Annotated in this window: 23 protein-coding genes; 11 read left to right on the top strand and 12 right to left on the bottom strand. The window is 73.9% G+C overall.

Annotated features, from left to right (window positions below; genetic code table 11):
- Together radA and disA are read left to right on the top strand one after the other, a co-directional pair.
- Positions 1-1,425 (top strand): DNA repair protein RadA, encoded by a 1,425-nt coding sequence (gene radA, locus GD632_RS00210; RefSeq protein ID WP_152187458.1) that lies wholly within the window; start codon positions 1-3, stop codon positions 1,423-1,425.
- Positions 1,422-2,549 carry a DNA integrity scanning diadenylate cyclase DisA gene (disA, locus tag GD632_RS00205; RefSeq protein ID WP_152187456.1) on the top strand — a complete coding sequence of 376 codons (1,128 nt, stop codon included), beginning with the start codon at positions 1,422-1,424 and terminating at the stop codon, positions 2,547-2,549. Before radA ends, disA begins: the two co-directional genes overlap by 4 nt.
- Before the next feature lie 12 nt (positions 2,550-2,561).
- Here disA and GD632_RS00200 read toward each other — a convergent pair whose 3' ends face one another.
- A complete protein-coding gene (locus tag GD632_RS00200) occupies positions 2,562-3,164 on the bottom strand; it encodes a hypothetical protein (RefSeq protein WP_152187454.1) in 603 nt (200 codons plus the stop codon).
- Between the two features lie 69 nt (positions 3,165-3,233).
- Here GD632_RS00200 and GD632_RS00195 point away from each other — a divergent pair, with 69 nt between their 5' ends.
- Positions 3,234-4,121: an HhH-GPD family protein gene (locus GD632_RS00195; protein WP_152187452.1), complete on the top strand. Its 888-nt coding sequence runs from the start codon at positions 3,234-3,236 to the stop codon at positions 4,119-4,121.
- 1 nt (position 4,122) lies between these two features.
- On the opposite strand, the gene GD632_RS00190 is transcribed toward GD632_RS00195, so the two are convergent.
- Positions 4,123-4,608, bottom strand: coding sequence for a hypothetical protein (locus tag GD632_RS00190; RefSeq protein ID WP_152187450.1), 486 nt, complete (start codon positions 4,606-4,608; stop codon positions 4,123-4,125).
- Between the two features lie 103 nt (positions 4,609-4,711).
- Here GD632_RS00190 and GD632_RS00185 point away from each other — a divergent pair, with 103 nt between their 5' ends.
- Together GD632_RS00185 and GD632_RS00180 are read left to right on the top strand one after the other, a co-directional pair.
- Positions 4,712-5,164: a hypothetical protein gene (locus tag GD632_RS00185; RefSeq protein WP_152187448.1), complete on the top strand. Its 453-nt coding sequence runs from the start codon at positions 4,712-4,714 to the stop codon at positions 5,162-5,164.
- Between the two features lie 3 nt (positions 5,165-5,167).
- Positions 5,168-5,809 (top strand): nucleoside/nucleotide kinase family protein, encoded by a 642-nt coding sequence (locus tag GD632_RS00180; protein WP_226924365.1) that lies wholly within the window; start codon positions 5,168-5,170, stop codon positions 5,807-5,809.
- Here the strand turns inward: GD632_RS00180 and GD632_RS00175 are convergent.
- The gene (locus GD632_RS00175; protein ID WP_152187446.1) at positions 5,806-6,357 is read right to left on the bottom strand and encodes an amino-acid N-acetyltransferase; all 552 of its coding nucleotides are present in this window, start codon (positions 6,355-6,357) and stop codon (positions 5,806-5,808) included. The genes GD632_RS00180 and GD632_RS00175 overlap by 4 nt on opposite strands.
- Positions 6,358-6,471: 114 nt before the next feature.
- Between GD632_RS00175 and GD632_RS00170 the strand changes: the two genes are divergently transcribed.
- Together GD632_RS00170 and GD632_RS00165 are read left to right on the top strand one after the other, a co-directional pair.
- Positions 6,472-6,891 carry a Fur family transcriptional regulator gene (locus GD632_RS00170; RefSeq protein ID WP_152187444.1) on the top strand — a complete coding sequence of 140 codons (420 nt, stop codon included), beginning with the start codon at positions 6,472-6,474 and terminating at the stop codon, positions 6,889-6,891.
- A 47-nt stretch (positions 6,892-6,938) separates the two neighbouring features.
- Positions 6,939-8,456 (top strand): catalase, encoded by a 1,518-nt coding sequence (locus GD632_RS00165; protein ID WP_152187442.1) that lies wholly within the window; start codon positions 6,939-6,941, stop codon positions 8,454-8,456.
- A gap of 74 nt (positions 8,457-8,530) precedes the next feature.
- On the opposite strand, the gene GD632_RS00160 is transcribed toward GD632_RS00165, so the two are convergent.
- Positions 8,531-8,905, bottom strand: a complete 375-nt coding sequence (locus tag GD632_RS00160; protein ID WP_152187440.1) for an ankyrin repeat domain-containing protein — start codon at positions 8,903-8,905, stop codon at positions 8,531-8,533.
- A 71-nt stretch (positions 8,906-8,976) separates the two neighbouring features.
- Here GD632_RS00160 and GD632_RS00155 point away from each other — a divergent pair, with 71 nt between their 5' ends.
- Positions 8,977-9,330, top strand: a complete 354-nt coding sequence (locus GD632_RS00155) for a nuclear transport factor 2 family protein (protein ID WP_152187438.1) — start codon at positions 8,977-8,979, stop codon at positions 9,328-9,330.
- Here the strand turns inward: GD632_RS00155 and GD632_RS00150 are convergent, their stop codons facing one another.
- Positions 9,331-10,482 carry an acyl-CoA dehydrogenase family protein gene (locus GD632_RS00150; protein WP_152187436.1) on the bottom strand — a complete coding sequence of 384 codons (1,152 nt, stop codon included), beginning with the start codon at positions 10,480-10,482 and terminating at the stop codon, positions 9,331-9,333.
- A 67-nt stretch (positions 10,483-10,549) separates the two neighbouring features.
- Between GD632_RS00150 and GD632_RS00145 the strand changes: the two genes are divergently transcribed.
- The 3 genes from GD632_RS00145 to GD632_RS00135 are packed head-to-tail and all read left to right on the top strand — an operon-like array spanning position 10,550 to position 14,068.
- Positions 10,550-12,214, top strand: coding sequence for a VWA domain-containing protein (locus tag GD632_RS00145; RefSeq protein ID WP_152187434.1), 1,665 nt, complete (start codon positions 10,550-10,552; stop codon positions 12,212-12,214).
- A gap of 53 nt (positions 12,215-12,267) precedes the next feature.
- On the top strand, positions 12,268-12,996 hold the full coding sequence (locus GD632_RS00140; protein WP_152187431.1) for an alpha/beta fold hydrolase: 729 nt from the start codon (positions 12,268-12,270) through the stop codon (positions 12,994-12,996).
- A gap of 58 nt (positions 12,997-13,054) precedes the next feature.
- Complete coding sequence (locus GD632_RS00135) at positions 13,055-14,068, top strand: YihY/virulence factor BrkB family protein (protein ID WP_152187429.1); 1,014 nt, start codon at positions 13,055-13,057, stop codon at positions 14,066-14,068.
- An 85-nt stretch (positions 14,069-14,153) separates the two neighbouring features.
- Here GD632_RS00135 and GD632_RS00130 read toward each other — a convergent pair whose 3' ends face one another.
- From GD632_RS00130 to GD632_RS00100, 7 genes are all read right to left on the bottom strand, one after another.
- On the bottom strand, positions 14,154-15,164 hold the full coding sequence (locus tag GD632_RS00130; RefSeq protein WP_152187426.1) for a DUF4432 family protein: 1,011 nt from the start codon (positions 15,162-15,164) through the stop codon (positions 14,154-14,156).
- Positions 15,164-16,192, bottom strand: a complete 1,029-nt coding sequence (locus tag GD632_RS00125) for an ABC transporter permease (protein ID WP_152187424.1) — start codon at positions 16,190-16,192, stop codon at positions 15,164-15,166. Before GD632_RS00125 ends, GD632_RS00130 begins: the two co-directional genes overlap by 1 nt.
- On the bottom strand, positions 16,189-17,226 hold the full coding sequence (locus tag GD632_RS00120; protein ID WP_152187422.1) for an ABC transporter permease: 1,038 nt from the start codon (positions 17,224-17,226) through the stop codon (positions 16,189-16,191). Before GD632_RS00120 ends, GD632_RS00125 begins: the two co-directional genes overlap by 4 nt.
- Complete coding sequence (locus GD632_RS00115; protein ID WP_152187420.1) at positions 17,219-18,736, bottom strand: sugar ABC transporter ATP-binding protein; 1,518 nt, start codon at positions 18,734-18,736, stop codon at positions 17,219-17,221. Before GD632_RS00115 ends, GD632_RS00120 begins: the two co-directional genes overlap by 8 nt.
- A gap of 82 nt (positions 18,737-18,818) precedes the next feature.
- Positions 18,819-19,841 (bottom strand): substrate-binding domain-containing protein, encoded by a 1,023-nt coding sequence (locus GD632_RS00110; protein ID WP_152187418.1) that lies wholly within the window; start codon positions 19,839-19,841, stop codon positions 18,819-18,821.
- A 41-nt stretch (positions 19,842-19,882) separates the two neighbouring features.
- Complete coding sequence (locus GD632_RS00105; protein WP_152187415.1) at positions 19,883-20,632, bottom strand: cupin domain-containing protein; 750 nt, start codon at positions 20,630-20,632, stop codon at positions 19,883-19,885.
- 127 nt (positions 20,633-20,759) lie between these two features.
- On the bottom strand, positions 20,760-21,800 hold the full coding sequence (locus GD632_RS00100) for a LacI family DNA-binding transcriptional regulator (protein WP_193311269.1): 1,041 nt from the start codon (positions 21,798-21,800) through the stop codon (positions 20,760-20,762).
- Positions 21,801-21,827 lie beyond the last annotated feature (27 nt).

Genomic DNA, 21,827 nt, shown 5'->3' with positions numbered 1-21,827 from the left:
ATGGCATCGACCAGGACCCAGCGCCCCGCCTACCGGTGCACGGAGTGCGGCTGGAGCACCACCAAGTGGGTCGGCCGCTGCGGGGAGTGCCAGGCCTGGGGCACCGTGAGCGAGGCCGGCGCGCCGGCCGGCAGCCGCGCCCCCGCCCCGGCCCGGCCGGCGCTCGCCGCCCAGCCCATCGGTGACGTCGACGTCGACACCGCCCGCGCCCGCCCCACGGGGGTCGGGGAGCTCGACCGCGTCCTCGGCGGCGGGATCGTCCCGGGCGCCGTCGTGCTCCTCGCCGGCGAGCCCGGGGCGGGCAAGTCCACGCTCCTGCTCGACGTCGCCGCCCGGGCGGCCGAGCACGGCACCGGCTCGGTGCTCTACGTGACGGGTGAGGAGTCGGCCAGCCAGGTGCGCCTGCGCGCGGACCGGATCGGGGCGATGGCCGAGCGGCTGCTCCTCACCGCCGAGAACGACCTCGCCACCGTGCTCGGCCACATCGAGGCCGCCGCCCCCTCCCTCGTCGTCGTCGACTCCGTCCAGACCATCTCCTCGGCCGAGGTGGACGGCGCCGCCGGCGGGGTGAGCCAGGTGCGGGAGGTCGCCGCCGCGCTCATCGGTGCGGCGAAGAAGCGGCACGTGCCCGTCATCCTCGTCGGGCACGTCACCAAGGACGGCTCGCTCGCGGGACCGCGCGTGCTCGAGCACCTCGTCGACGTCGTGTGCCAGTTCGACGGCGACCGCCACTCCCGCCTGCGGCTGCTGCGGGCGACGAAGAACCGCTACGGCCCCACCGACGAGGTCGGTTGCTTCGAGCTGACCGACTCCGGCATCAGCGGCCTGGCCGACCCGTCCGGGCTCTTCCTCTCCGAGTCCCGCACCACCGCGGTGCCGGGCACCTGCGCCTCGGTGAGCCTCGAGGGGCGCCGCCCGATGCCCACCGAGATCCAGGCGCTCGTCGCCAACAGCTCGCTGAGCAACCCGCGCCGCACCACCTCCGGCCTGGACGCCTCGCGCACCGCGATGACCCTCGCCGTCCTCCAGGCGCGGGTGGGCCTGGACCTCGGCGGTCGCGACGTCTACGTCTCCACCGTGGGCGGGGCACGGGCCGTCGAGCCGGCGGTCGACCTCGCCGTCGCGCTCGCCGTCGCCTCCGCAGCCGCCGACCGGCCGCTCGTCAGCGGGGTCGTCGCGATCGGGGAGGTCGGGCTCACCGGGGACGTCCGGGCCACGGTCGGGGTCCAGCGTCGGCTGAGCGAGGCGGCCCGGCTCGGGTTCACCATCGCGCTCGTCCCCCGGCACGGCGCCGACCAGCTCAAGGCCGTTGCCGGCGTGTCGGTGCTCCCGGTCGCCAACGTCCACGAGGCGCTGCTCGGTGCCCTGCCCCAGAAGCCACCGCCGCCCAAGGAGCCGGAACGGCACGTGCGCGCCGTAAGATGACGCCCGGGGCCGCGCGTGCGGCGCTCCGCCCCGCGACCCGAGGAGAACAGGTGCCCGACAAGGCCGACACCCTGCTGCGCGCCACCCTGCAGGCCGTCGCACCGGGCACCGAGCTGCGGGACGGCCTCGAGCGCATCCTGCGCGGGCGTACCGGCGCGCTCATCGTCCTCGGCTACGACGACCTCGTCGAGACGATCTGCTCCGGCGGCTTCGACCTCGACGTCGAGTTCTCCGCCACCCGGCTGCGCGAGCTCGCCAAGATGGACGGCGCCGTCGTCGTCGACTACGCCCGCCAGCGGATCCGGCGCGCCAACGTCCAGCTCATGCCCGACACGAGCGTCGAGACGAGCGAGTCCGGCATGCGGCACCGCACCGCCGAGCGGGTGGCCAAGCAGACGGGGTACCCCGTCATCACGGTGAGCCAGTCGATGCGCATCGTCGCGCTCTACGTCGACGGCGTGCGGCACGTCGTCGAGGACTCCAGCGCCATCCTCTCCCGCGCGCACCAGGCCCTGGCCACGCTCGAGCGCTACAAGGCCCGCCTCGACGAGGTGTCCGGCACGCTGGCAGCCCTGGAGATCGAGGACCTCGTCACCGTCCGCGACGTCACGACCGTCGTCCAGCGCCTCGAGATGGTCTCGCGCATCTCCGCGGAGATCGACGGCTACGTCGTCGAGCTCGGCGCGGACGGACGCCTGCTGTCCCTCCAGCTCGAGGAGCTCATCGGCGGGCTCGCGCCCGACCGGGAGTTCATCATCCGCGACTACAGCGCCAGGGCGGCGGACAACGTCGCCGGGGTCCAGGCGCGGCTCGCCGCGCTGTCCTCCGCCGAGCTCATCGAGATGTCGGCGATCGCGCGTGCCCTCGGCATCGGCGGACCCGACGGCCAGTCCCTCGACGACCCCCTCAGCCCCCGCGGCTACCGGATGCTCTCGCGCATCCCCCGCCTGCCCTCCCCGGTGGTGACGGCGCTGGTCGAGCACCTCGGCCCGCTCCAGAAGCTCCTCGCGGCGAGCACCGAGGACCTCCAGCAGGTCGACGGCGTCGGGCCGCAGCGCGCCCGCTCGGTGCGTGAGGGGCTCTCCCGGCTGGCCGAGTCCTCCATCCTCGAGCGCTACGTCTGAGCCGGCCCCGCCTCACCCGAGGGTGAAGACCTCGGGCCCGCCGAGCGGCTCGCCGTCGAGCGCGACGGTGACCCGGTAGGTGCCCCGCCCGGCCTGCGGCTGGTCACCGGGGCAGCCGGCGGCGGAGCGGTGGCCGTCCCAGCGCACCGTCACGGGCGTGGCGGACCCGGTGTCGAGGAGCAGCTCCTCCCTCGCCTCGCCCGCGCAGTGCGCCGAGGACCACACGGAGTCGGTGCCCGAGCCGACCTCGGCGACGAGCACGCCCGGCCCCGCGTCGACGAGGCACGGCACCGCACCGGCGTTGCGCATCCTCACCTCGACGCTCGCGCCGGCGCCGGCCGGCTCCACCGCGACCTCGGCCGTGATGTCCTCCGCGGCACACACCGCCACGTGACCGGGCGGCGCCGGCGGTGGCTGCGTCGCGGCCGCCTCCACGGCGGCGGCGTCGGGCGCGCCGGCCGCCGGGTCCCGACCGCCCAGCACCGTGCTGACGCCCCAGACCACACCGGCGCCGACGAGCAGCAGGAGCAGCAGCGCCACGGCGCGGCGGCGCCGGTAGACGGCGGCCGAGGGTCGGGCCGGTCGCTGCGTCGGGTCCGGGGTCGAGCTCGTCACACCCCGACGGTAGGCAGGTTCGGGCGCGGGGTCCGGGCGGCTCGCCGGGACGGGGCACACTGGGTGGCGATGCGCACCGACCTCCACGCGACGGTGGCCGACTGGTACGCCACCCACGCCCGCGACCTCCCGTGGCGACGCCCCGGCACGACGCCGTGGGGCGTGCTCGTCAGCGAGGTCATGTCCCAGCAGACGCCGGTGGCCCGTGTCGCGCCCGTCTGGGAGGCGTGGATGGTGCGGTGGCCCGAGCCGGCCGACCTCGCCGCGGCCGCACCGGCCGACGTCCTGCGTGCCTGGGACCGCCTCGGCTACCCGCGCCGGGCGCTGCGGCTGCGGGAGTGTGCCGCGCAGGTCACCGACCGCTTCGGCGGGGTGGTGCCGCGCACGGAGGAGGAGCTGCTCAGCCTGCCGGGGGTCGGCGGGTACACGGCCGCAGCGGTCGTCAGCTTCGCCCACGGCGGCCGCGCCCTCGTGCTCGACACGAACGTGCGCCGCGTCCTGGGCCGCGTCGTCGCCGGCCGGGCGCTGCCGCCGCCGGGGCTCACCGCCGGGGAGCGGGCGGGCGCGGCCGAGCTGCTGCCCGCCGAGGCCGCCGCCTCCGTCCGCTGGAACGAGGGCGTCATGGAGCTCGGCGCCCTCGTGTGCACCGCGCGCTCCCCCCGCTGCGCCGCCTGCCCGCTGGCGGAGCGGTGCCGCTGGCGGCGTGCCGGCGCGCCGGCGGCCGCCCAGGGTCCCCGCCGGCAGGCGTGGCACGGGACGGACCGTCAGGCGCGGGGCCGCGTCATGGCGCGCCTGCGTGAGCAGCCCGACGGCGCCACGCTCGCCACCGAGGAGCTCCTCGCCCCGCTGCGCGAGGGCGCGGCGGACGCCGCCCAGCCGGAGCGGGCCCTGGCCTCGCTCCTCGTGGACGGCCTCGTGGCGGAGCCCGCGCCGGGGCGGTGGGCGCTGCCCGGCTGAGCTACGGGGCCTCGTACCCGGCGTCGGAGCACATCTCGGCGAGCGTCTCCTGCGCGGTCGCGGCCTCGGTGACGTCGATCGTCGTGAGGTCCGGGAAGGCGGGCTCCTCCCCCTCGGGCACCTCCTGCTCACCGGCCTCGTTGACCGCGGTGACGGCAGCGGTGAGGGGGCCGGCCACCTCCGCCAGGACCGGCACCATCTCGGGGTGGGCGTCGCGGGTGAGCTCCCGCAGCCGCTGCTCGAGCGCGTTGACCTCCGTGTACGTCGTGGTGTCGGTCACCTGGCCGGACTCGAGGGCCACGCGGGCCGCCTCGGCACGCTCCGCCAGCGGTGTCCCGGTCCCCTCGTAGAAGGCCTCGCACGTGGCCACCTGCTCGCTGTCGCGCTCCCCGGCGTCGGTCGGCCGCTCGAGCGACGCCTCGTCGTTGGTGCTGCAGCCCGCGGCGAGGATGAGCAGGACGGCTGACAGGGCGGCTCGGCGTCTCATGCCACGAGGTTACGAGCGGGGCCGACCGCCCGCGCGCCGGGCGTCCGTGGTGCCGCGGGCTCGGCGGCACCGTCCCGGGCCGGCCGCCACGTAGGGTGCCGGTGTGGAGAGCCCCTCGGTCCCGCCGGACGTCCGGCTGGCGCGCACCATCCGTGCCCTGCGCGACGCCGTCGTCGGCTGCGGGGCCGCGTGCCTCGGGCTGGCGGTCGTGGCCGCCGCGATCCTCGCGCTGAGCAGCTCCGACCCGCTCCTCGCCGGCCCCACGCTCACCATCCTCGGCGGTGGGCAGCTCCTCGCGCTCGCCGGCGCGGCGTTCGCCGCTCTCGGGCTGCGCGGCGCGCTCGTCGGCCGCCCCCTCGCGGGTGTCGTCGAGGCGACCCGGGAGCGGCTGCGGTGGGTCGTGCGGGCCACGCTCGTGTGGAGCGTGGGCGCGGCGGTCGGCTGGTCACTCGCGGACCCGGCCCGCACCGTGCTGTTCCTCGCCCTGGGCGCCGTCACCGCGCAGCTCACCGTCGTCGTCCTCCTCGTGCGCCGGCGCCTGCCCCGCGAGGGCTGAGCCGTGGCCCCGCCGACCCTGCGCGCCACGCTGCCCGAGCTCGTCGACCGTGCCGGCTCCCTGCTCGAGGACGGTGCCCCGCGGCGTCTCCTCGGGCTCGCCGGGCCGCCCGGAGCGGGGAAGTCGACCCTCGCCGCAGCGCTCGTGGCCGCCCTCGCTCCTCGCGCCGCGCTCGTCCCGATTGACGGCTTCCACCTGAGCAACGCCGTCCTCCACACGCTGGGCCGGCGCGGCCGCAAGGGGGCGCCGGACACCTTCGACGACACCGGCTACGCCCACCTCCTGGGCCGCCTGCGCGACACCGAGGGGGGCACCGTCTACGCCCCCGACTTCGACCGCGAGCTCGACGAGCCGGTGGCCGCCGCCGTCGCCGTGCCGCCGCCGACCCGTCTCGTCCTCACCGAGGGGAACTACCTCCTCCTCGACGACGGCGCGTGGCCGGCCGCCCGCTCGTGCCTCGACGCGGTCTGGTACGTCGACCTGCCCGACGAGGAGCGCCGGCGCCGGCTGCGGGCCCGCCACGAGCGGCACGGGATGGACCCGGCCGCCGCGGCGGCATGGACGGAGGGCACCGACGAGCCCAACGCCGCGCTCGTCCGCGCGGTCCGGGACCGGGCCGACCTCGTCGTCGTCCTCGTCGGCTAGAGCTCGAGGAGCATGCGGGAGTTGCCGAGGGTGTTGGGCTTGACCCGGGCGAGGTCGAGGAACTCGGCGATGCCGTCGTCGTGGGAACGCAGCATCTGCGCGTAGACGTCGGTGCCCACCGGCGTGCCCTCGATGACCTCGAAGCCCATCCGCTGGAAGAACTCGACCTCGAAGGTGAGGCAGAAGACGCGCCTGAGCCCCAGCACCCGCGCCCGCTCGATGAGCGCGCTGAGCACGTGCCAGCCCACGCCGCGCCGCTGGCAGCCGGGGTCGACCGCGAGGGTGCGGACCTCGGCGATGTCGTCCCACATGACGTGCAGCGCACCGCAGCCGACCACCTGCCAGCTGCCGTCCTCGTCGGGCAGCTCCGCGACGAGGAACTCCTGGATCGCCTCGAAGTAGCTGATGAGCTCCTTGGCGATGAGGATGCGCTGCTCCGCGTACGGGGCGACGAGCTCGTAGATGCGCCGGGCGTCGGACGGGAGGGCGGGCCGCACGATGACCGAGGGCCGCTCGGTCCCCTCGGGGTAGGCGCCGCTCGTGCTCATCGCCCGATGATGGCACGCCCGGCCCGCGCGCCGGGCGGGACGCCACGCCACGGACCCTCGCCCGGAGACACCCCAAGACTTGAACAGTTCCAGTCTCCTGCCTAGTCTTGACCCATGCCCACCGACCACGCCGAGCTGCTGCGCGCCGCCGACCTCCGGGTCACCGCTCCGCGTCTCGCGGTCCTGGCGGAGGTCGAGGCGCACCCCCACGCGACGGCGGAGGAGATCCGGCGTCTCGTCAAGGAGCGTCTCGGGACGGTGTCCACCCAGGCGGTCTACGACGTCCTGCACGCCCTGACGGACGTGCACCTCCTGCGGAGGATCGAGCCGGACGGGTCCCCCGGCCGCTTCGAGCTCTTCCGCGAGGACAACCACCACCACGTGGTGTGCCGGACGTGCGGCGAGATCGGCGACGTGCCCTGCGCCGTCGGCCACGCGCCCTGCCTCACGGCGAGCGACGACCACGGCTTCTCGATCGACGCCGCCGAGGTCGTCTACTGGGGCACCTGCCCCGCCTGTCGCACCCAGACCTGAGACCCGAGTCGGCACGCCGTGCCGATGCACGCACACAAGGAGAATGAATGTCCGCGGACAACAACCTGCCGCTCACCACTGCCGCCGGCGCTCCCATCTGGGACAACGACAACGCCGTGACCGCCGGCCCGCGTGGCCCGATGCTGCTCCAGGACGTGTGGTTCCTCGAGAAGCTCGCCCACTTCGACCGTGAGGTCATCCCCGAGCGGCGCATGCACGCCAAGGGCTCCGGCGCGTGGGGCACCTTCACCGTGACGCAGGACATCACGAAGTACACCCGGGCAGCCCTGTTCTCCGAGGTCGGCAAGCAGACCGAGATGTTCGCCCGCTTCTCCACCGTCGCCGGTGAGCGCGGCGCGGCCGACGCCGAGCGCGACATCCGCGGCTTCTCCCTGCGCTTCTTCACCGAGGAGGGCAACTGGGACATGGTCGGGAACAACACCCCGGTGTTCTTCCTGCGCGACCCCCACCACTTCCCCGACCTCAACCGCGCCGTCAAGCGCAACCCGCGCACGAACATGCGCGACGCCGAGATCAACTGGGACTTCTGGACCAACCTGCCCGAGGCGCTGCACCAGGTCACCATCGTCATGTCCGACCGCGGCATCCCCGACGGCTACCGCCACATGCACGGCTTCGGCTCGCACACCTACTCCTTCGTCAACGCGCAGAACGAGCGCTTCTGGGTGAAGTTCCACTTCCGCACGCAGCAGGGCATCAAGAACCTCACCGACGCCGAGGCCGCCAAGGTCGTCGCCGAGGACCGCGAGTCCGCCCAGCGCGACCTCTACGAGGCCATCGAGCGTGGCGACTACCCGAAGTGGACCTTCTCCATCCAGGTCATGCCCGAGGCGGACGCGCAGCACTACCGCTTCCACCCCTTCGACCTCACCAAGGTCTGGTCGAAGAAGGACTACCCGCTCATCGAGGTCGGCGAGTTCGAGCTCAACCGCAACCCGGAGAACTACTTCCAGGACGTCGAGCAGGCCGCCTTCACCCCGGCGAACGTCGTTCCCGGCATCGGCTTCTCCCCCGACCGCATGCTCCAGGGCCGCCTGTTCTCCTACGGTGACGCCGCCCGCTACCGCCTCGGTGTCAACCACCACCAGATCCCGGTGAACTACCCCCGCGCGGCCAAGGCCGTCAACACCTACCACCGCGACGGCCAGGGCCGGGTGGACGGCAACGGCGGCAGCATGCCGAGCTACACCCCCAACAGCTACGGCCGCCTCCAGAACGACCCGGCCTACCGCGAGCCCACCCAGGCCGTGGGTGCCGTCGCCGACCGGTTCGACTACCGCGAGGAGGACCACAACTACTACGAGCAGCCCGGCAACCTCTTCCGGCTCATGAGCCCGGAGGAGCAGCAGCGCCTCTTCGCGAACACGGCCCGCGCCATCGACGGCGCGTCCGACGCGACCGTCGAGCGGCACATCCAGAACTGCACGCTGGCCGACCCGGCCTACGGCGAGGGCGTGCGGCGCGCCGTCGAGGCCCTCAAGGCGGGGACGCTCGACTCGCTCGACGCGAACCCGAACAACGAGCCGGCGATGAGCACCCTCTGACCTCGCCCCCTCGCGGGACCGAACGGCAGCGGGAGGACCCGGGTGACACACGGTCACCCGGGTCCTCCCGCGTCTCAGCCCAGGAGGTGGGACCGGCCGAACATCTCGGCCGTGACGCGGGCGCTGGGAGTGCCGGCGTCGAGGTCCGCACCGGCCTCGCGGAGCACCGTGACGACGCCGTCCTCGCCCTTGAACAGGGCACCGGCGATCGGGGACTGGTCACGCGCGTTGCGCAGGTCGACGTCGGCGCCGCGCTCGACGAGCGCCCGCACCGTGGCGGCGCGCCCGTGGTAGGCGGCGAGCATGAGCATGGTGTTGCCCTCGGCGTCCCGGGTGTCGACCGGCAGGCCGTGGTCGACGAGCTCGAGCACCTCCGCCGTCTGCCCACCGCGCGCCAGCTCCATGGCCATCGCGACGACCCTCGCGGTCTGCTCGTCGGAGAGTTCCATGCCCGCCACTGTAGGCGGTGGCCCGTCGGCCGCCCGGCGCGGTAGCGTGCGCGCGACGAGAGGAGAGGACCGTGAGCACTCCCGAGGAGCTCGAGCGCCTGGGCTGGCGCGCGCTGTCCAGCGGGCCCGACCGTGCCCTCGCCTTCTACGACGAGGTCCTCGACGACGACGTCCGGATGCTCTTCCCGGGCGGGCTGCTCCTCGCCGGACGCCGGCAGGTGCTCGCCTCGATGGCCGGTCCGCCGTGGGACACCCACGAGCTCACCGACCTCGACGTCCTCGAGCCGACACCGGACGTCGCCGTCGTCAGCTACCGCGTCGAGGCCGAGCGCGCGGGCTCGCCCTACACCGCGCTCGTCGCGAGCGTGTACGTGCGACGAGCGGGCGGCTGGCGGCTGGTCAGCCACCAGCACACCCCGCGCTGATCAGTCCCCGGCCGGCCCGAGCAGCACGGTGGCCCACGCGCGGTGGACGGACTCGTCGTCGCTCGGGTGGAAGAGCCCGGCGAGGACGTCGCGGTACAGCCGGGAGAGCTCGCTGCGGCTGAAGTAGCTCGAGCCGCCCGACACGCGCACGGCCTTCTCGACGACGTCCTTGGCGGTCTCGGTCGCGCGCGCCTTGACGGCGGACAGCTGCGGCAGCCACAGCGAGCCGCGGTCCACCTGCTCGTCGACGTCCCGGGCGACCTGGGCGATCTGCGGGTAGACGCCGTCGAGCTGGATGGCGGCGTCGGCCAGCCGCCGGCGGATGTCCGGGTCGTGGGCGTACGGGGCGCCGCCGGCGGCCATCGACCGCCGCTCGTGGACGGTGGCGACGGCGACGTCGATCGCCCGCGCCGCGATGCCGGTGTAGACGCTCGCGAGGAGGATCTCGAAGGCCGCGAAGATCCCGAAGATGAACGGGTCCGTCGTCGGGCCGGGCTCGAGGCGGCGCACGACGCGCTCGGCCGGGGCGTGCGCGCCGGACAGGACGGTGGTGCAGGACTGCGAGGCGCGCATCCCCATCGCGTCCCAGTCGTCGCGGACCTCCACTCCCCCGCCGTCGCGGGTGACGAAGCCCCACACGTTGTGGTCCTCCCCACCGGTCCGGTCGGTGCCGAAGGTGCCCAGTCGCGTCCACGCCGGGGAGAGGGAGGTGAAGATCTTCGTGCCGTGGAAGGAGTAGCCGCCCGCGCCGTCGGGCACGGCGTCGCTCGCGGAGCCGAACAGCACGAGGTCGTTGCCCGCCTCGGAGACCCCGAAGGCGAAGATCTCCCCGGCGGCCGCCTCCTCGAGGACGACGTCGCAGGAGTGGTCGCCGCGCGCCCGGACGATGCGGGCCACGGCCACCCACACGTGGTGCATGTTGACCGCGAGCGCCGTGGCCGGTGCGGCACCGGCCAGCCGCATCTGCTGGCGGGTCATCTCCTCGAGGCTGAGCCCGGCGCCGCCCATCTCGGTGGGCACCATGGCGGTGAGGTACCCGGCCGCGACGAGCTCGGCGAGGTCCTCGGCGAAGAAGTCGTTCTCCCGGTCGTAGCGGGCCGCGCGGTCCCGGATCCGGTCGAGGAGGGCGTCGGGCAGCAGCTCGGTGGTCATGCCCCGAGCGTAGGTCGGTCGGCCACCCCCTTCCGGCGGACGCGTCGAGCGGCTACGTTCTGGCAGCATGGCCGATGACGCGACGACGCGTGGCGGGGGCGGGCTCGCGCGGGTCCTCGCCGTGCTCGTGGTCGTCGTCGTGCTCGCCCTGCTCGCCTGGGGCCTCCTGCGCGACGACGGCGCCGCCCCGGACGCGACGGGGGCGCCCGGCCCCACGACCGCCGGCTGCGCGCAGGAGCTGACCGTCCCGGTCACCACCACCCCGGACTTCGCCCCCGTCGTCGTCGCCGCCGCCGACCGCGTCGAGGACGCGGACCCGTGCACCACCTACTCCGTCGCCACGAGCTCCGCGGCGGACACGGCGGAGCAGCTCCGCGGCGGCACGGTCCCGTCGCGGGTGTGGATCCCGGACTCCGACGTCTGGGTCGAGCGGGTCAACCAGGACCCCGGCGCCCCGGCACTCACCGCCGGTCCCACCCTCGCCTGGACCCCCGTCCTCGTCGCCGTCCCCGCCACGCTCGCCGAGTCCACGGGCGCGAGCGGGCCGCAGCCGTGGCCCGAGATCCTCTCCGGCCCGCTCGCCCCGCGCATCGCCGACCCCACGGAGTCCACCGCGAGCCTGCTCCTCCTCCACTCCGCCCACGCGGCCCTGGCGGGCACCCCCGGCGGTGACCAGCTGCTCGGTGCCGCGATGATCCAGATGTCCCGGCTCGTCGCCGACCCCGACGAGCTGGTGAGGTACGCGGGGAACGACGCCGAGGGTGTCAGCGCCGTCGTCGCCACCGAGCAGCAGGTCGTGCAGCAGCGCGCCGTCAACGCCGTGACACCCCTGGAGGTCGTCGTCCCGGCGGAGGGCACGGGTGCGCTCACCTACTCCTGGGTGCCGCTGCCCGGGACGGACAACGGGGTAGGCATGCGGGCCGCGCTGGCGGCACTCGAGGAGGCCCTCACCGGCGTGGCGGGCGTGGCGGACGTGCGGGCCGCGGGCTTCCGCGCTCCGGGCGACGACGCCGGACCCGGGCTCGTCGGCGACCCCGCGGGCGTCCTGCCGCAGCCGGCGGCCGCCGACGCGGACGCCGTGGTGACGCTCTGGCGCACCGTCGCGGTCGACATGCGCATGCTCGCCGTCATCGACGTCTCCGGGTCGATGCTCCAGCCGGCCGGGGACCGGACGAGGATCGCGCTGGCGGGCGCCTCCGCGCAGACCGCGCTGAGCGTCTTCCCGCTGACCTCCCAGGTGGGGCTGTGGGTGTTCTCCACCGACCACCCCGGTGGCACCGACTGGACCGAGCTGGCCCCGGTCCTGCCTCTCCACGCCGAGAGCGGTGCGGGCATCCACCGCGACGCCCTCCTGGAAGCCGCCGCGGCCCTGTCCGACCACGTCCGGCCCGGCGCGGACACCGGCCTGTACGACACCGTCCTCGACGCCTACCGGCAGGTCCAGGAGACCTACGAGCCGGGGTACGTCAACTCCGTCGTCCTGCTCACCGACGGCGTCAACGAGGACGACGACGGCATCTCCCTGGACGAGCTGCTCGCCGAGCTCCAGGCCCGCATCGACCCCAGCCGTCCGGTCCCCGTCATCACGGTCGGCATGGGCCCGGGTGCCGACGAGGAGGTCCTGCGGCTCATCTCGGCCCAGACCGGCGGCCGCAGCTACCTCGCGCGCGACCCGGCCGACATCCGCACCGTGTTCGTCGACGCCCTGACGCACCGGCCGCGCCCGGGGTGAGCCGCGAGCGCGGAGCGCCGTCCGCCGTGCCCGGGTGCCCTACGCTGTGCGCCATGTCGACGCCGACGGTGTGGGGCGAGGGCGACCGTGCCGTCCTGGTCCACGGGTCGCTGGCCACCGGCCCCGAGGAGTGGCTCGCGCAGCGGCCGCTCGCGGACGAGGGGTTCGAGCTCGTCGTGCCGACCCGCCGGGCCTACGCCCGCCCGGGGCCCGGTGAGGACTTCCTCAGCGACGGCGAGGACGTCGCGCGGCTCCTCGGTGACGGCGCCCACCTCGTAGGACACTCCTACGGCGGCCTCGTCGCGCTCGTCGCCTCCCACCTGCGGCCCGCCGCGGTCCGGTCCCTCGTCCTCGCCGAGCCACCCCTCTTCGCGGCGGCCGCCGACCACCCGGCCGTCGCGGCGCTCGTCGACTCCCTGCGGGCGCTCCTGCGCACCGACGTGGACGACCGCGAGTTCCTCGGGCGGTTCCTCGCCCTGGTCGGCACGCCGGAGGACGACCTCCCGGCCGAGCTGCTCGCGCGGCTCGAGGGGATGGTCCCCGCGCTCCGACGCGCCAGGCACCCGTGGCAGGGCGAGGTGCCGGTGGCGCACCTCGCCGGTGCCCCCTTCCCCACGGTCGTCGTCACCGGCCGGCACGACGAGGCCTTCCACGCCGTCTGCCTCGCCCTCGCCCGGGACCACGGTGCCCGGCTGCGGGTGGTCGAGGGCTCCGGCCACGAGGTGCAGCTCGCCGGGGAGCCCTTCAACGCCGTGCTGCGGGACCTGTGGCAGGGCCGCTGAGCCGTGCCGGCGCGCAGCCGGGGACCGACCGTGCTTGCGTAGGCCCGAGGGGGTGACGATGAGCTCACAGCAGGCTGGTACCCCGCGGCCCGGGCGCCGCCCGTCGCGGCGGTTCATGCTGGGCAAGGCCCTGCGCGACTTCATGGCCGACGAGTGCCTGGACCGGTCCGCGGCGCTCACCCTCTTCTCCGTCCTCGCGATCCCTCCGCTCGTCATCATGCTCACCTCCGTGCTGGCCCTCGCTGGTCAGGGCGCGGCGAGCACCGACACGATGCTCGAGATCGTCGGTCAGCTCGCCCCCGACGAGGACGCCCTCGACCTCATCAGCCAGCCGGTCCGTTCCGTCCTGGAGCACCCGGCCGCGGGGTGGACGCTCGCGCTCGGCGTCGGGTCCTCGCTGTGGATCGCGGCCGGGTACGTCGGTTCGTTCGGCCGGGCGATGAACCGCATCTACGGCGTCGAGGAGGGGCGCCCGGCCCTGCAGCTGCTCGGCTGGCACCTGCTCACCACCCTCGTCCTCGTCGTCTTCGCCACGCTCGTCACCCTCTTCGCCGTCGTCTCCGGCCCGGTCGCGCGCGCCGTCGGGAAGACGCTGGAGGTGGAGGCGTCGGTCACCGTGTGGGAGCTGGCCCGCTGGCCGGTCGTCCTGCTGGCCGGGCTCGTCGTCATCTGCCTGCTCTACTTCACGACGCCGAACGTCCGGTACCAGCGCTTCCGGCTCGTCTCCCCCGGCTCGCTCCTGGCACTGGGCATCGCGCTCGTCGCCTCCTTCGGCTTCCAGCTCTACCTCCGGCTCGCCGGATACTTCGAGACGACCTACGGCGCGACGCTGGCGGGCATCGTCGTCCTCGTCCTGTGGCTGTGGCTCATCAACATCTCCCTCCTCCTCGGCGCCGAGCTCGACCGTGAGCTCGCGCGGGCCCGGCAGCTGGTGAGCGGGGTGGAGGCGGACCGCGCGATCCAGGTGGACGTCCGCGACCAGCGCGCCAGCCACCGCGCCGCGGCCCGCCGCCGTGCGGACGAGGCGCGCGCCCGCAGCCTGCGCGAGTCGTGGACGGACGGACGGGAGTGAGGTGCCACGTCACGTCCGCGGCCCCGGCAGGGCTCGTCGTCCTGGGGTGCCGCTCGCCCGGGGTGCTGCTGCGCCGTCTCCCGGCTCAGCGGCCGGCGCGCACCACCGTCACGTAGGAGCGTGCCACTCCAGGGTCGAGCCGCACGACCTCGCCGTCCCGCTCGGCCTGGGCACGGCCGCCGTCCCGCGAGGTCGAGGGCTCCACGCCGAGCACGTTGACGCCCGGCGTCGGGTCGCGCCAGAGCACCAGGAGCGGGAACGTGGGCACGGACTGCTCGACCTCGAGCCACTCACCACCGGGCGCCCGCACCGTCGTCGTCGCGGTGCTCCCCGCCCGCGGCCGGCAGTACAGGACGGTCTCCGGGGCCACCACGGGGGCGTCCAGCGTCCACGGCAGGGGCTGCCAGCCGTCGGCACGGTCCCGCTCCCCGACGGCGTCGGCGGTCGCCGTGACGACCGTCCCCGGCTGGACGAGCGGGTACCCGAGGTTGAGGTGGTGGCGGAACATGTGCGCGGCGGGGGTGAACCCCTCGTTGCGCACCGTGTCCTCGACCCGGAGGCGGGCCGTCGTCGTGCTCGCGACGATGCGTCGCCTCAGCCGGAGCGTCGGCGCGCCGAGCCCCGCCTCGACGACGTCGCCCGTCACCTCGACGGCGCGGTCGTCGCCGTCGTCGACGAGCCGCCAGCCGACGTTCTCCGCGGGGACGTGACCCACCCGCCCGTGCAGGCCGTGCCGGACGCCGTCCACCTCCGAGGGCGCACCCGTCGAGCTGAGACCGCACGTGGTCAGCAGGCCGCCCCCGAAGGTCCTCGTCCAGCCGGTGCCCTCGGGCTCGTGCCGGGCGGAGCTCACCGGCCCGCGGGACGAGCGCCACGCGAGGGGCAGGCCTGCCGCGTCCGCCCACCCCAGGTCCATCGCCCGGTCGAGCAGGACCTCGAAGGAGATCCCCCGGGGGTTGCGCACGGCGAGCACGGGCGCGCCGCGGCCGGGTCCGTCGTCACGCACGAGACGCTCCACGGACACGAGCTGGTCGGTCGCACCGACAAGATGGCGCAGGCCGTCGGGCAGCGGGACGGAGTCACCCCCGAACCCCATCAGCCCGCCCCCCGGACCTCGGCGGCCGACGCCCGCCGGGCGCCGATGGCGATGGCGGCGACGAGCACGGTGCCGGTGAGGACGTACTGCCAGTAGGACGCCACACCGAGGAGGTTGAGGGCGTTGGCCAGGACGGCGAAGAGCAGCGCGCCCACCACGGTCCCGAGCAGCGTGCCGCGGCCACCGCGCAGCGCGGTGCCGCCCACGACGACCGCCGCGATGACGTCCATCTCGAAGCCCATGGCCATGTTGCCCTCCGCCGAGGCCAGGCGTCCGGCCATGAAGACCGCCGCGAGGGCGAAGCACACGCCGGCGACGACGAACACGGTGACCTTCGCCCGGTTGACCGGGAGGCCGGCAAGCACCGCGGCACGCTCGTTGGAGCCGAACGCGCGCACCGTCCGGCCGAAGTACGTGCGCTTGAGGAGGAGGTAGCCGGCCACGGCGGTCGCGGCGAAGACGAGGAACGGCACGGGGACCCAGCCGACGGTGCCCGTCGTCAGCGCCCGGTAGTTGCTCGAGGTGATCGGGACGACCGAGCCGGAGGTCCAGATGAACGCCAGGCCGAGGAAGAGGTAGAGCGTGCCGAGGGTGGCGATGAAGGGGGCGATCCTCACGTAGGTGACGAGCAGCCCGTTGACGAGCCCGAGCCCGGCCCCGATGAGGAGCGCCAGGCCGATCGCCGCCCCGATCGTCGTGTGCGGCAGCACGGTCGCGACCGCGATCGAGCTCACCGCGATGACGCCGCCGACGGACAGGTCGAGCAGTCCACCGGCGATGAGCAGCGTCATCCCGACCGCCGCGAGACCCACGAAGGACGCCTGGAACAGCAGGTTGGAGAGGTTCCCCGTCCCCCAGAAGGCCGGCCGGGCGAGCCCGACCGCGAGGCAGAGGGCGACGAGCGCGACGACGAGGTACTGCTGCGAGAGGACCCGCCACACCGCTCCGGCGAGGCCGGGGCGGTCGCCGGGACGGGTCGGGCCACCCGGGGGTGTCTGTGCGGTGGTGAGCTGGTCCGTGGTGGTCACGAGATCCTCCCGACGAGCATGCGGCGGACGGCGGCCCGCTGGGCGCCGTCGATGCTGAGTGCGAACACGAGCAGGGCGCCGAGGGCGACGTACTGGTAGAACGAGGGGACGTTGAGCAGGTTGAGGCCGGAGTTGATCATCGAGAGCAGCAGGGCGGCGACGAACGTGCCGGCGATGCGCGGCCGCCCGCCCGCCATGCTCGTGCCACCGAGGACGACGATGGCGATGGCCTGCAGCTCGAGGCCCGACGCGACGGAGCCGTTGACGGCACCGAGCTGGCTCGCCAGGAGCACCCCGCCCACGCCCGCGGAGGCACCGGCGACGAGGTAGGCCCACAGGAGCACCCGGTTGACACTGATGCCGGTGTCGACCGCCGCCTCGGGGTTGTCACCGACCGCGACGACGTGCTTGCCGAAGCGCATCCGGCCGAGGACGAACACGGCTGCGGCGCCGAGCACGACCGCGAGGAGGAAGGGCACCGGGACCCCGAGCACCGAGCTGGTCGAGACCGACTTGAAGCCCACGGACGCGACCATGATCGGTGCGCCGCCGGTGAAGAGGAGGACTAGGCCGCGGAAGACGCTCATCGTGCTCAACGTGGCGATGAAGCCCGGCACCCGCAGCTGGGTGACGATGAGCCCGTTGACGAGCCCGAGCCCGGCGCCGACGCCGATCCCGACGAGCGCGCCGACGAGCGGACCGGCCGCGTTGACGGCGGCCGCGGCGACGCAGGCCGCCAGTGCCTGGGCCGACCCGACCGACAGGTCGATGCCGCGGACCGCGATGACGAGGGTCATGCCGTAACCGACGATCGCCAGGATCGCGGCGTTGACGAGCACGTTCGTCACGTTCGACGACGAGGAGAAGTTGGGCACGACGAGGAGCCCGGCGACGAGCACGAGCAGGAACGGGATGAGGACGCCGGCGTTCTGCATGAGGCGACGGCGGTGGTCCGCTCGTCGCGCCCGCTCGGCGGACCGCGCGCGCTCGTCGGCGACCAGGGCGGCCGCAGCGGTCGTGGGTGCCTCAGGCATGGGTGATCTCCTCCGCGGTCTGACCGACAGATGCTCCGACGATGTTCTCCTCGGTCACGTCGCGACCGTGCAGCTCGGCGACCTGGCGGCCGGCGAAGTAGACCGCGCAGCGCTCGGTGATGGCGGCGAGCTCCGGAGCGTCCGAGCTCGAGACGATGACAGCCACCCCTGACTCGGCGAGCTGCCGGATGAGCTGGTAGATGTCGACCTTGGCGCCGACGTCGACCCCTCGGGTGGGCTCGTTGAGCAGCAGGACGGAGCACCCGGACAGGAGCGCCCGGCCGAGGAGGACCTTCTGCTGGTTGCCGCCCGAGAGGTTCCCGATGAGCTGCCGGCCGTGCGGCACCCGGATGCGCATGAGGTCGCGCAGCCGCGTGAACTGGGCCCGCTCGTCGCTGCCGACCGGCAGGAGCCGCTGACGCAGCGGGAGGGCGGACCTGTCCCGCGAGACCATCGCGTTCTCGGTGACGTCGAGGTGGGGCAGGATCCCCTCCCCCTTGCGGTCCTCGCTCAGCATGAACAGCCCGTTGCGCATGGCCTCACGGCTCGAGCGCAGACGGACGGGGCGGCCGTCGATGCGGACCTCCCCGCCCATCGCGACGAGGTCGCCGAACAGGGCGCGGGTGAGCTCGGTGCGGCCGGAGCCGACGAGGCCCGCGAGCCCGAGGATCTCCCCGGCGCGCACGCTGAGGCTGACAGGGCTCGCGACACCGGGCACCCGCAGCTCGCGGACCTCGAGGCGGACGGCGGCGTCACTAGCGGTGCCGGTCGCCCGGTCGAGGGTCTGGGGCTTGCGGCCGAGCATGTGCTCGACGAGGCGCGCCTCGTCGAGCTCGGCGGTGGGTGCGTGCGCGACGAGCTCGCCGTCGCGGAGCACGGCGACGTCGTGGCAGATCTCGAAGATCTCGTCGAGGTGGTGGGAGACGTAGATGATCGCCTTGCCCTGGTCCGCGAGGCGGCGCACGATGCCGTGGAGTCGGCCGATCTCCGCTCCGTTGAGAGCGGCGGTGGGCTCGTCCATGATGAGGACGTCGAACTCGCGGGACAGGGCCCGGGCGATCTCGACCATCTGCCGGTCGCCCACCGTGAGGGACGAGACCGGCCGGTCCGGGTCGAGGTCGAGGCCGAGCTGGTCGAGGAGCTCGGCCGTCCGCCGGCGCGTCCCGGCGCCGTCCACGACCCCCGCGGTCGTCGACTCGTGCCCGAGGAAGACGTTGTCGGCGATGGACAGCTGGGAGACCAGGCGGAACTCCTGGCTCACCACGCTGATCCCCGCGGCCTGGGAGTCCGCGGAGCTGCGGAAGGTCCGGGGCCGGCCCTGGACGGCGACCTCACCCCGGACCGGCGTCTCGATACCGCCGAGGATCCTGATCAGTGTGCTCTTCCCGGCGCCGTTCTCGCCGACCAGTCCGAGGACCTGGCCCGCGCGCAGCTCCAGGGACACTCCCTTGAGCGCCCGGACGCCGGGGTACTCCTGCACGACGTCCTTCACCTGAAGCACTGTCGTCATCGCTTTGTCTCCATCCTTCACGACCGGGTCCTTCACGGCCGGGTGGGGGCGGCGTCCCCGCGCGCCCCCACCCGTCGTCGTCTCAGTCCTGGGCGGCGCGGGACGCGCGGAAGTCGTCCAGGTTCTCCGCCGTGACGATCTCGACCGGGAAGAAGATCGTCCTGCTGGCGGCGTCGTCGTACTCGACCGTGCCGTCGAGCAGGGCGAGGACGGTCTCCACGGCCTTCACGCCCTGGCCGTACGGGTCCTGCGCGACCGACGCGCTCATCAGGCCCTGCTCGATGAGGTCGAGAGCGCCGTCGGCGCCGTCGAAGCCGATGAGGATGAACCCGTCGGCGACGGACTTGCCCGCCGTCTCCATCGCCCGCTGCGCGCCCATCGCCGAGTCGTCGTTCGCGGCGTAGATGACCTCGAGGTCGGGGTTCGCGGACAGCATGTCCTGCGCGGCCGCGAAGCCGCCGTCGACGGTGTCGTTGCCGTCGAGGCTCGAGACGATCTCGAAGTTCTCGTGCGCCTCGATGGTCGAGACGAACTCGGCGACCCGCTCCTCGCCGACGACGGAGCCGGCGTGCAGCTCGATGACACCGACCTTGTGCGGGCCCGGGACGTCCCCGAGCTGCTCGATGACGTAGTCGGCGGCGAGCGCGCCACCGTCGACGTTGTTGGACTGGATGTAGGCGTCGTAGTCGCCCGCCGTGCCGATGTCCGCGATGACGACCGGGATCTTGGCGTCGTGCGCCGCGTCGATCGTCGCCGGGAGCGCGGAGGGCTGGACGGGGGTGACGATGAGTCCGGAGATCCCCTGGTTGACGAGGTCCAGGCTGCCGGAGACCTGCTGCTGCTGGTCGGACTTCTGGTCGACGACCGTCACGTCGACGCCGGCGGCCTCGGCGCCGGCCTCGACGCCCGCGGCGTAGGACTGCCAGTAGGGGTTCTGCAGGTCGTAGACCGAGTACCCGAGGGTGAGCGGGTCCTTGGCCTCGAACTCGGTCGCCGGGGCGTCCCCGCTGGCGGCGTCGGCAGCGGGCTCGTCGGCGCCGCTGGCGCAGGCGGTGAGCATGAGGCCCGCGACGGCGAGGGCCGCGACGGAGGTGAGGGTGCGCATGGTGGTCTCCTTTGACGGGATGGACGGGTGGGTGGAGGGGGCTAGCGGATCGCCGTCGCGAGACGCCCGGAGTTGGCGGCGGGCGCGACGAAAGCGTTGTCGTGGAGCCCTGCCCAGGAGGGCAGGGGGGCGGGGTTGCCCTGGGCGTGCTCGGTCGGCTCGTGGCTGTAGGTCGAGACCTCCCGCACGACGAGGGGCACCGGCGAGTCCGCCGGGCAGCGGAAGGCGTGCAGGTGCTTGCGGTGCATGACGAACTTCGGGTCCCCGGCGCGCAGGCGGACGTAGCTGGTGAGCTCGGCGTAGGAGTCCTCCCTGCCCGCGGGAAGGGCGACGCCCTCGGGCCAGGCAGCGCCCTCGGCCATCGGCGAGAACTCGACGACGTCCTCGTCCCCCACGGCCACGGGGCGGTGGGAGTAGAACACCTCCATCTCGCCGAGCACGACCTCGTAGCTCTCGGTCTTGCGCTGGTGGAAGTGCGGCGGGCAGAACTTCCCCGGGTGCACGATCATCAGCTTGTCGCACAGGCCGCCGTACTCGGCGTGGCCGGCCCCTGCGGTCGGCAGACCGTCGACGGCGGGTTCGTTGAGCGCCTCGAAGATCACCATGACCTCGTAGGGCTCACGGGACCACAGCCCGTTGGTGAAGGCCTCGTACTGGTCGTCGCCGAAGACGATACCGGCGCTGTCGTTGACCATCTCGGCCGTCACGGGGTAGCGCAGGGCACGAGCCAGGCTCGCCGCCTCGTTGAGCCACTCGTCGTACTCCCGGCGGGTGACGTGGTCCCGATTCACAGGATCCTCCTCGTGGTGCTGCGGGCGGCTGGGCTGCCGTGCCCGTCGTTTCGTCGTCTTTGAACCGGTTCACTTATGAACCGGTTCAACAATGTCCCGTTGTGGCGCTCGTGTCAACTGAGGGAGGTCACGGTTGGGCAACGACGCTGGAGCCGCGGACGACGAGCCGGGGTTCGAAGGAGATGTGCTCGCCCGGTGCCCGCCCGTCGGCCCGGACGAGCAGGCCCGCCGCGGCGGTCCCCATGTCGAAGGCGGGCTGGTGCACCGTCGTCAGCGGCGGGTTGAGCGCCGGGGCGAAGTCCGCGTCGTCGTACCCGACGAGGGCGATGTCCTGCGGGACCCGGGTCCCCCGTCGCTGCATGGCCAGGAGCGCGCCCAGGGCGAGCATGTCGTTCACGCACATCACCGCCGAGACCGCGCCGGTGGCGAGCAGCGGCTCGACCGCACGGGCGCCCTCCTCGACCGTGAGGTCGCCGACGACGACGTCGACCACGACGTCCGCGGCCCGCAGCCCACGCTCGGTGACGGCCTGGACGGCGCCTTCACGCCGCTCGGCGCACCACGACACCGATGTCGGACCGTTGACGAGCGCGATACGACGGTGCCCCTGGTCGACCAGGTGGCCCATCGCCTGACGAGCACCCTCGACGTTGTCGAGACTCACCCAGGCGCCCGAGGAGCCCGCCGCCTGCCGCTCGAGCGTCACGACACCGAAGCGGCGGTCCTCGAAGGCGGCCCAGTCCTCGGCACGCTCGACGATCGGCGCGATCACCAGGCCGTCCACGCCCTGGCTCTCCAGCACCCGCAGCACGTGCCGCTGGCGCGCGGGGTCCTGTCGGGTCGAGCCGACGACCATCGTGAGACCCGCGCCGTCGGCGACCGTCTCGATCCCCCGGAGCACCGACGCCCAGAAGGGGTTCCCCACGTCGGGGACGACGACGCCGATGAGCTCGGACCTGCGGCTGCGGAGCTGTCCCGCCGCCCGCGACGGCACGAAACCGAGCTCCCGCATCGCGCGCTCGACCCGCTCGCGCGTCTTGGGCACCACACGGTCGGGGTTGTTGAGGACGTTGGAGACGGTGCCCAGGGACACGCCGGCCATCGCCGCCACCTCGCGGACCCCGACCGACCGACCGGGCCGTTCCGGCGTGTCAGATTCTGCAGTCATTGCTCTCGTCATACCCGTTCGTCGCGG

This window comes from Georgenia satyanarayanai (assembly GCF_009193135.1).
GTDB lineage: Bacteria > Actinomycetota > Actinomycetes > Actinomycetales > Actinomycetaceae > Oceanitalea > Oceanitalea satyanarayanai.
This window is presented reverse-complemented; position numbering and strand designations above follow the sequence as displayed.

What these genes read in the sequence shown, in the direction of transcription:
- GD632_RS00120 (WP_152187422.1), bottom strand. Translation starts at nt 17,226, where the DNA reads ATGCCTGAGGCACCCACGACCGCTGCGGCCGCCCTGGTCGCCGACGAG.
- GD632_RS00145 (WP_152187434.1), top strand. Translation starts at nt 10,550, where the DNA reads ATGGCCGATGACGCGACGACGCGTGGCGGGGGCGGGCTCGCGCGGGTC.
- GD632_RS00190 (WP_152187450.1), bottom strand. Translation starts at nt 4,608, where the DNA reads ATGAGACGCCGAGCCGCCCTGTCAGCCGTCCTGCTCATCCTCGCCGCG.
- GD632_RS00170 (WP_152187444.1), top strand. Translation starts at nt 6,472, where the DNA reads ATGCCCACCGACCACGCCGAGCTGCTGCGCGCCGCCGACCTCCGGGTC.
- GD632_RS00160 (WP_152187440.1), bottom strand. Translation starts at nt 8,905, where the DNA reads ATGGAACTCTCCGACGAGCAGACCGCGAGGGTCGTCGCGATGGCCATG.
- GD632_RS00150 (WP_152187436.1), bottom strand. Translation starts at nt 10,482, where the DNA reads ATGACCACCGAGCTGCTGCCCGACGCCCTCCTCGACCGGATCCGGGAC.
- GD632_RS00165 (WP_152187442.1), top strand. Translation starts at nt 6,939, where the DNA reads ATGTCCGCGGACAACAACCTGCCGCTCACCACTGCCGCCGGCGCTCCC.
- GD632_RS00175 (WP_152187446.1), bottom strand. Translation starts at nt 6,357, where the DNA reads ATGAGCACGAGCGGCGCCTACCCCGAGGGGACCGAGCGGCCCTCGGTC.
- GD632_RS00115 (WP_152187420.1), bottom strand. Translation starts at nt 18,736, where the DNA reads ATGACGACAGTGCTTCAGGTGAAGGACGTCGTGCAGGAGTACCCCGGC.
- GD632_RS00130 (WP_152187426.1), bottom strand. Translation starts at nt 15,164, where the DNA reads ATGGGGTTCGGGGGTGACTCCGTCCCGCTGCCCGACGGCCTGCGCCAT.
- GD632_RS00100 (WP_193311269.1), bottom strand. Translation starts at nt 21,800, where the DNA reads ATGACTGCAGAATCTGACACGCCGGAACGGCCCGGTCGGTCGGTCGGG.
- radA (WP_152187458.1), top strand. Translation starts at nt 1, where the DNA reads ATGGCATCGACCAGGACCCAGCGCCCCGCCTACCGGTGCACGGAGTGC.
- GD632_RS00135 (WP_152187429.1), top strand. Translation starts at nt 13,055, where the DNA reads ATGAGCTCACAGCAGGCTGGTACCCCGCGGCCCGGGCGCCGCCCGTCG.
- GD632_RS00195 (WP_152187452.1), top strand. Translation starts at nt 3,234, where the DNA reads ATGCGCACCGACCTCCACGCGACGGTGGCCGACTGGTACGCCACCCAC.
- GD632_RS00140 (WP_152187431.1), top strand. Translation starts at nt 12,268, where the DNA reads ATGTCGACGCCGACGGTGTGGGGCGAGGGCGACCGTGCCGTCCTGGTC.
- GD632_RS00110 (WP_152187418.1), bottom strand. Translation starts at nt 19,841, where the DNA reads ATGCGCACCCTCACCTCCGTCGCGGCCCTCGCCGTCGCGGGCCTCATG.
- disA (WP_152187456.1), top strand. Translation starts at nt 1,422, where the DNA reads ATGACGCCCGGGGCCGCGCGTGCGGCGCTCCGCCCCGCGACCCGAGGA.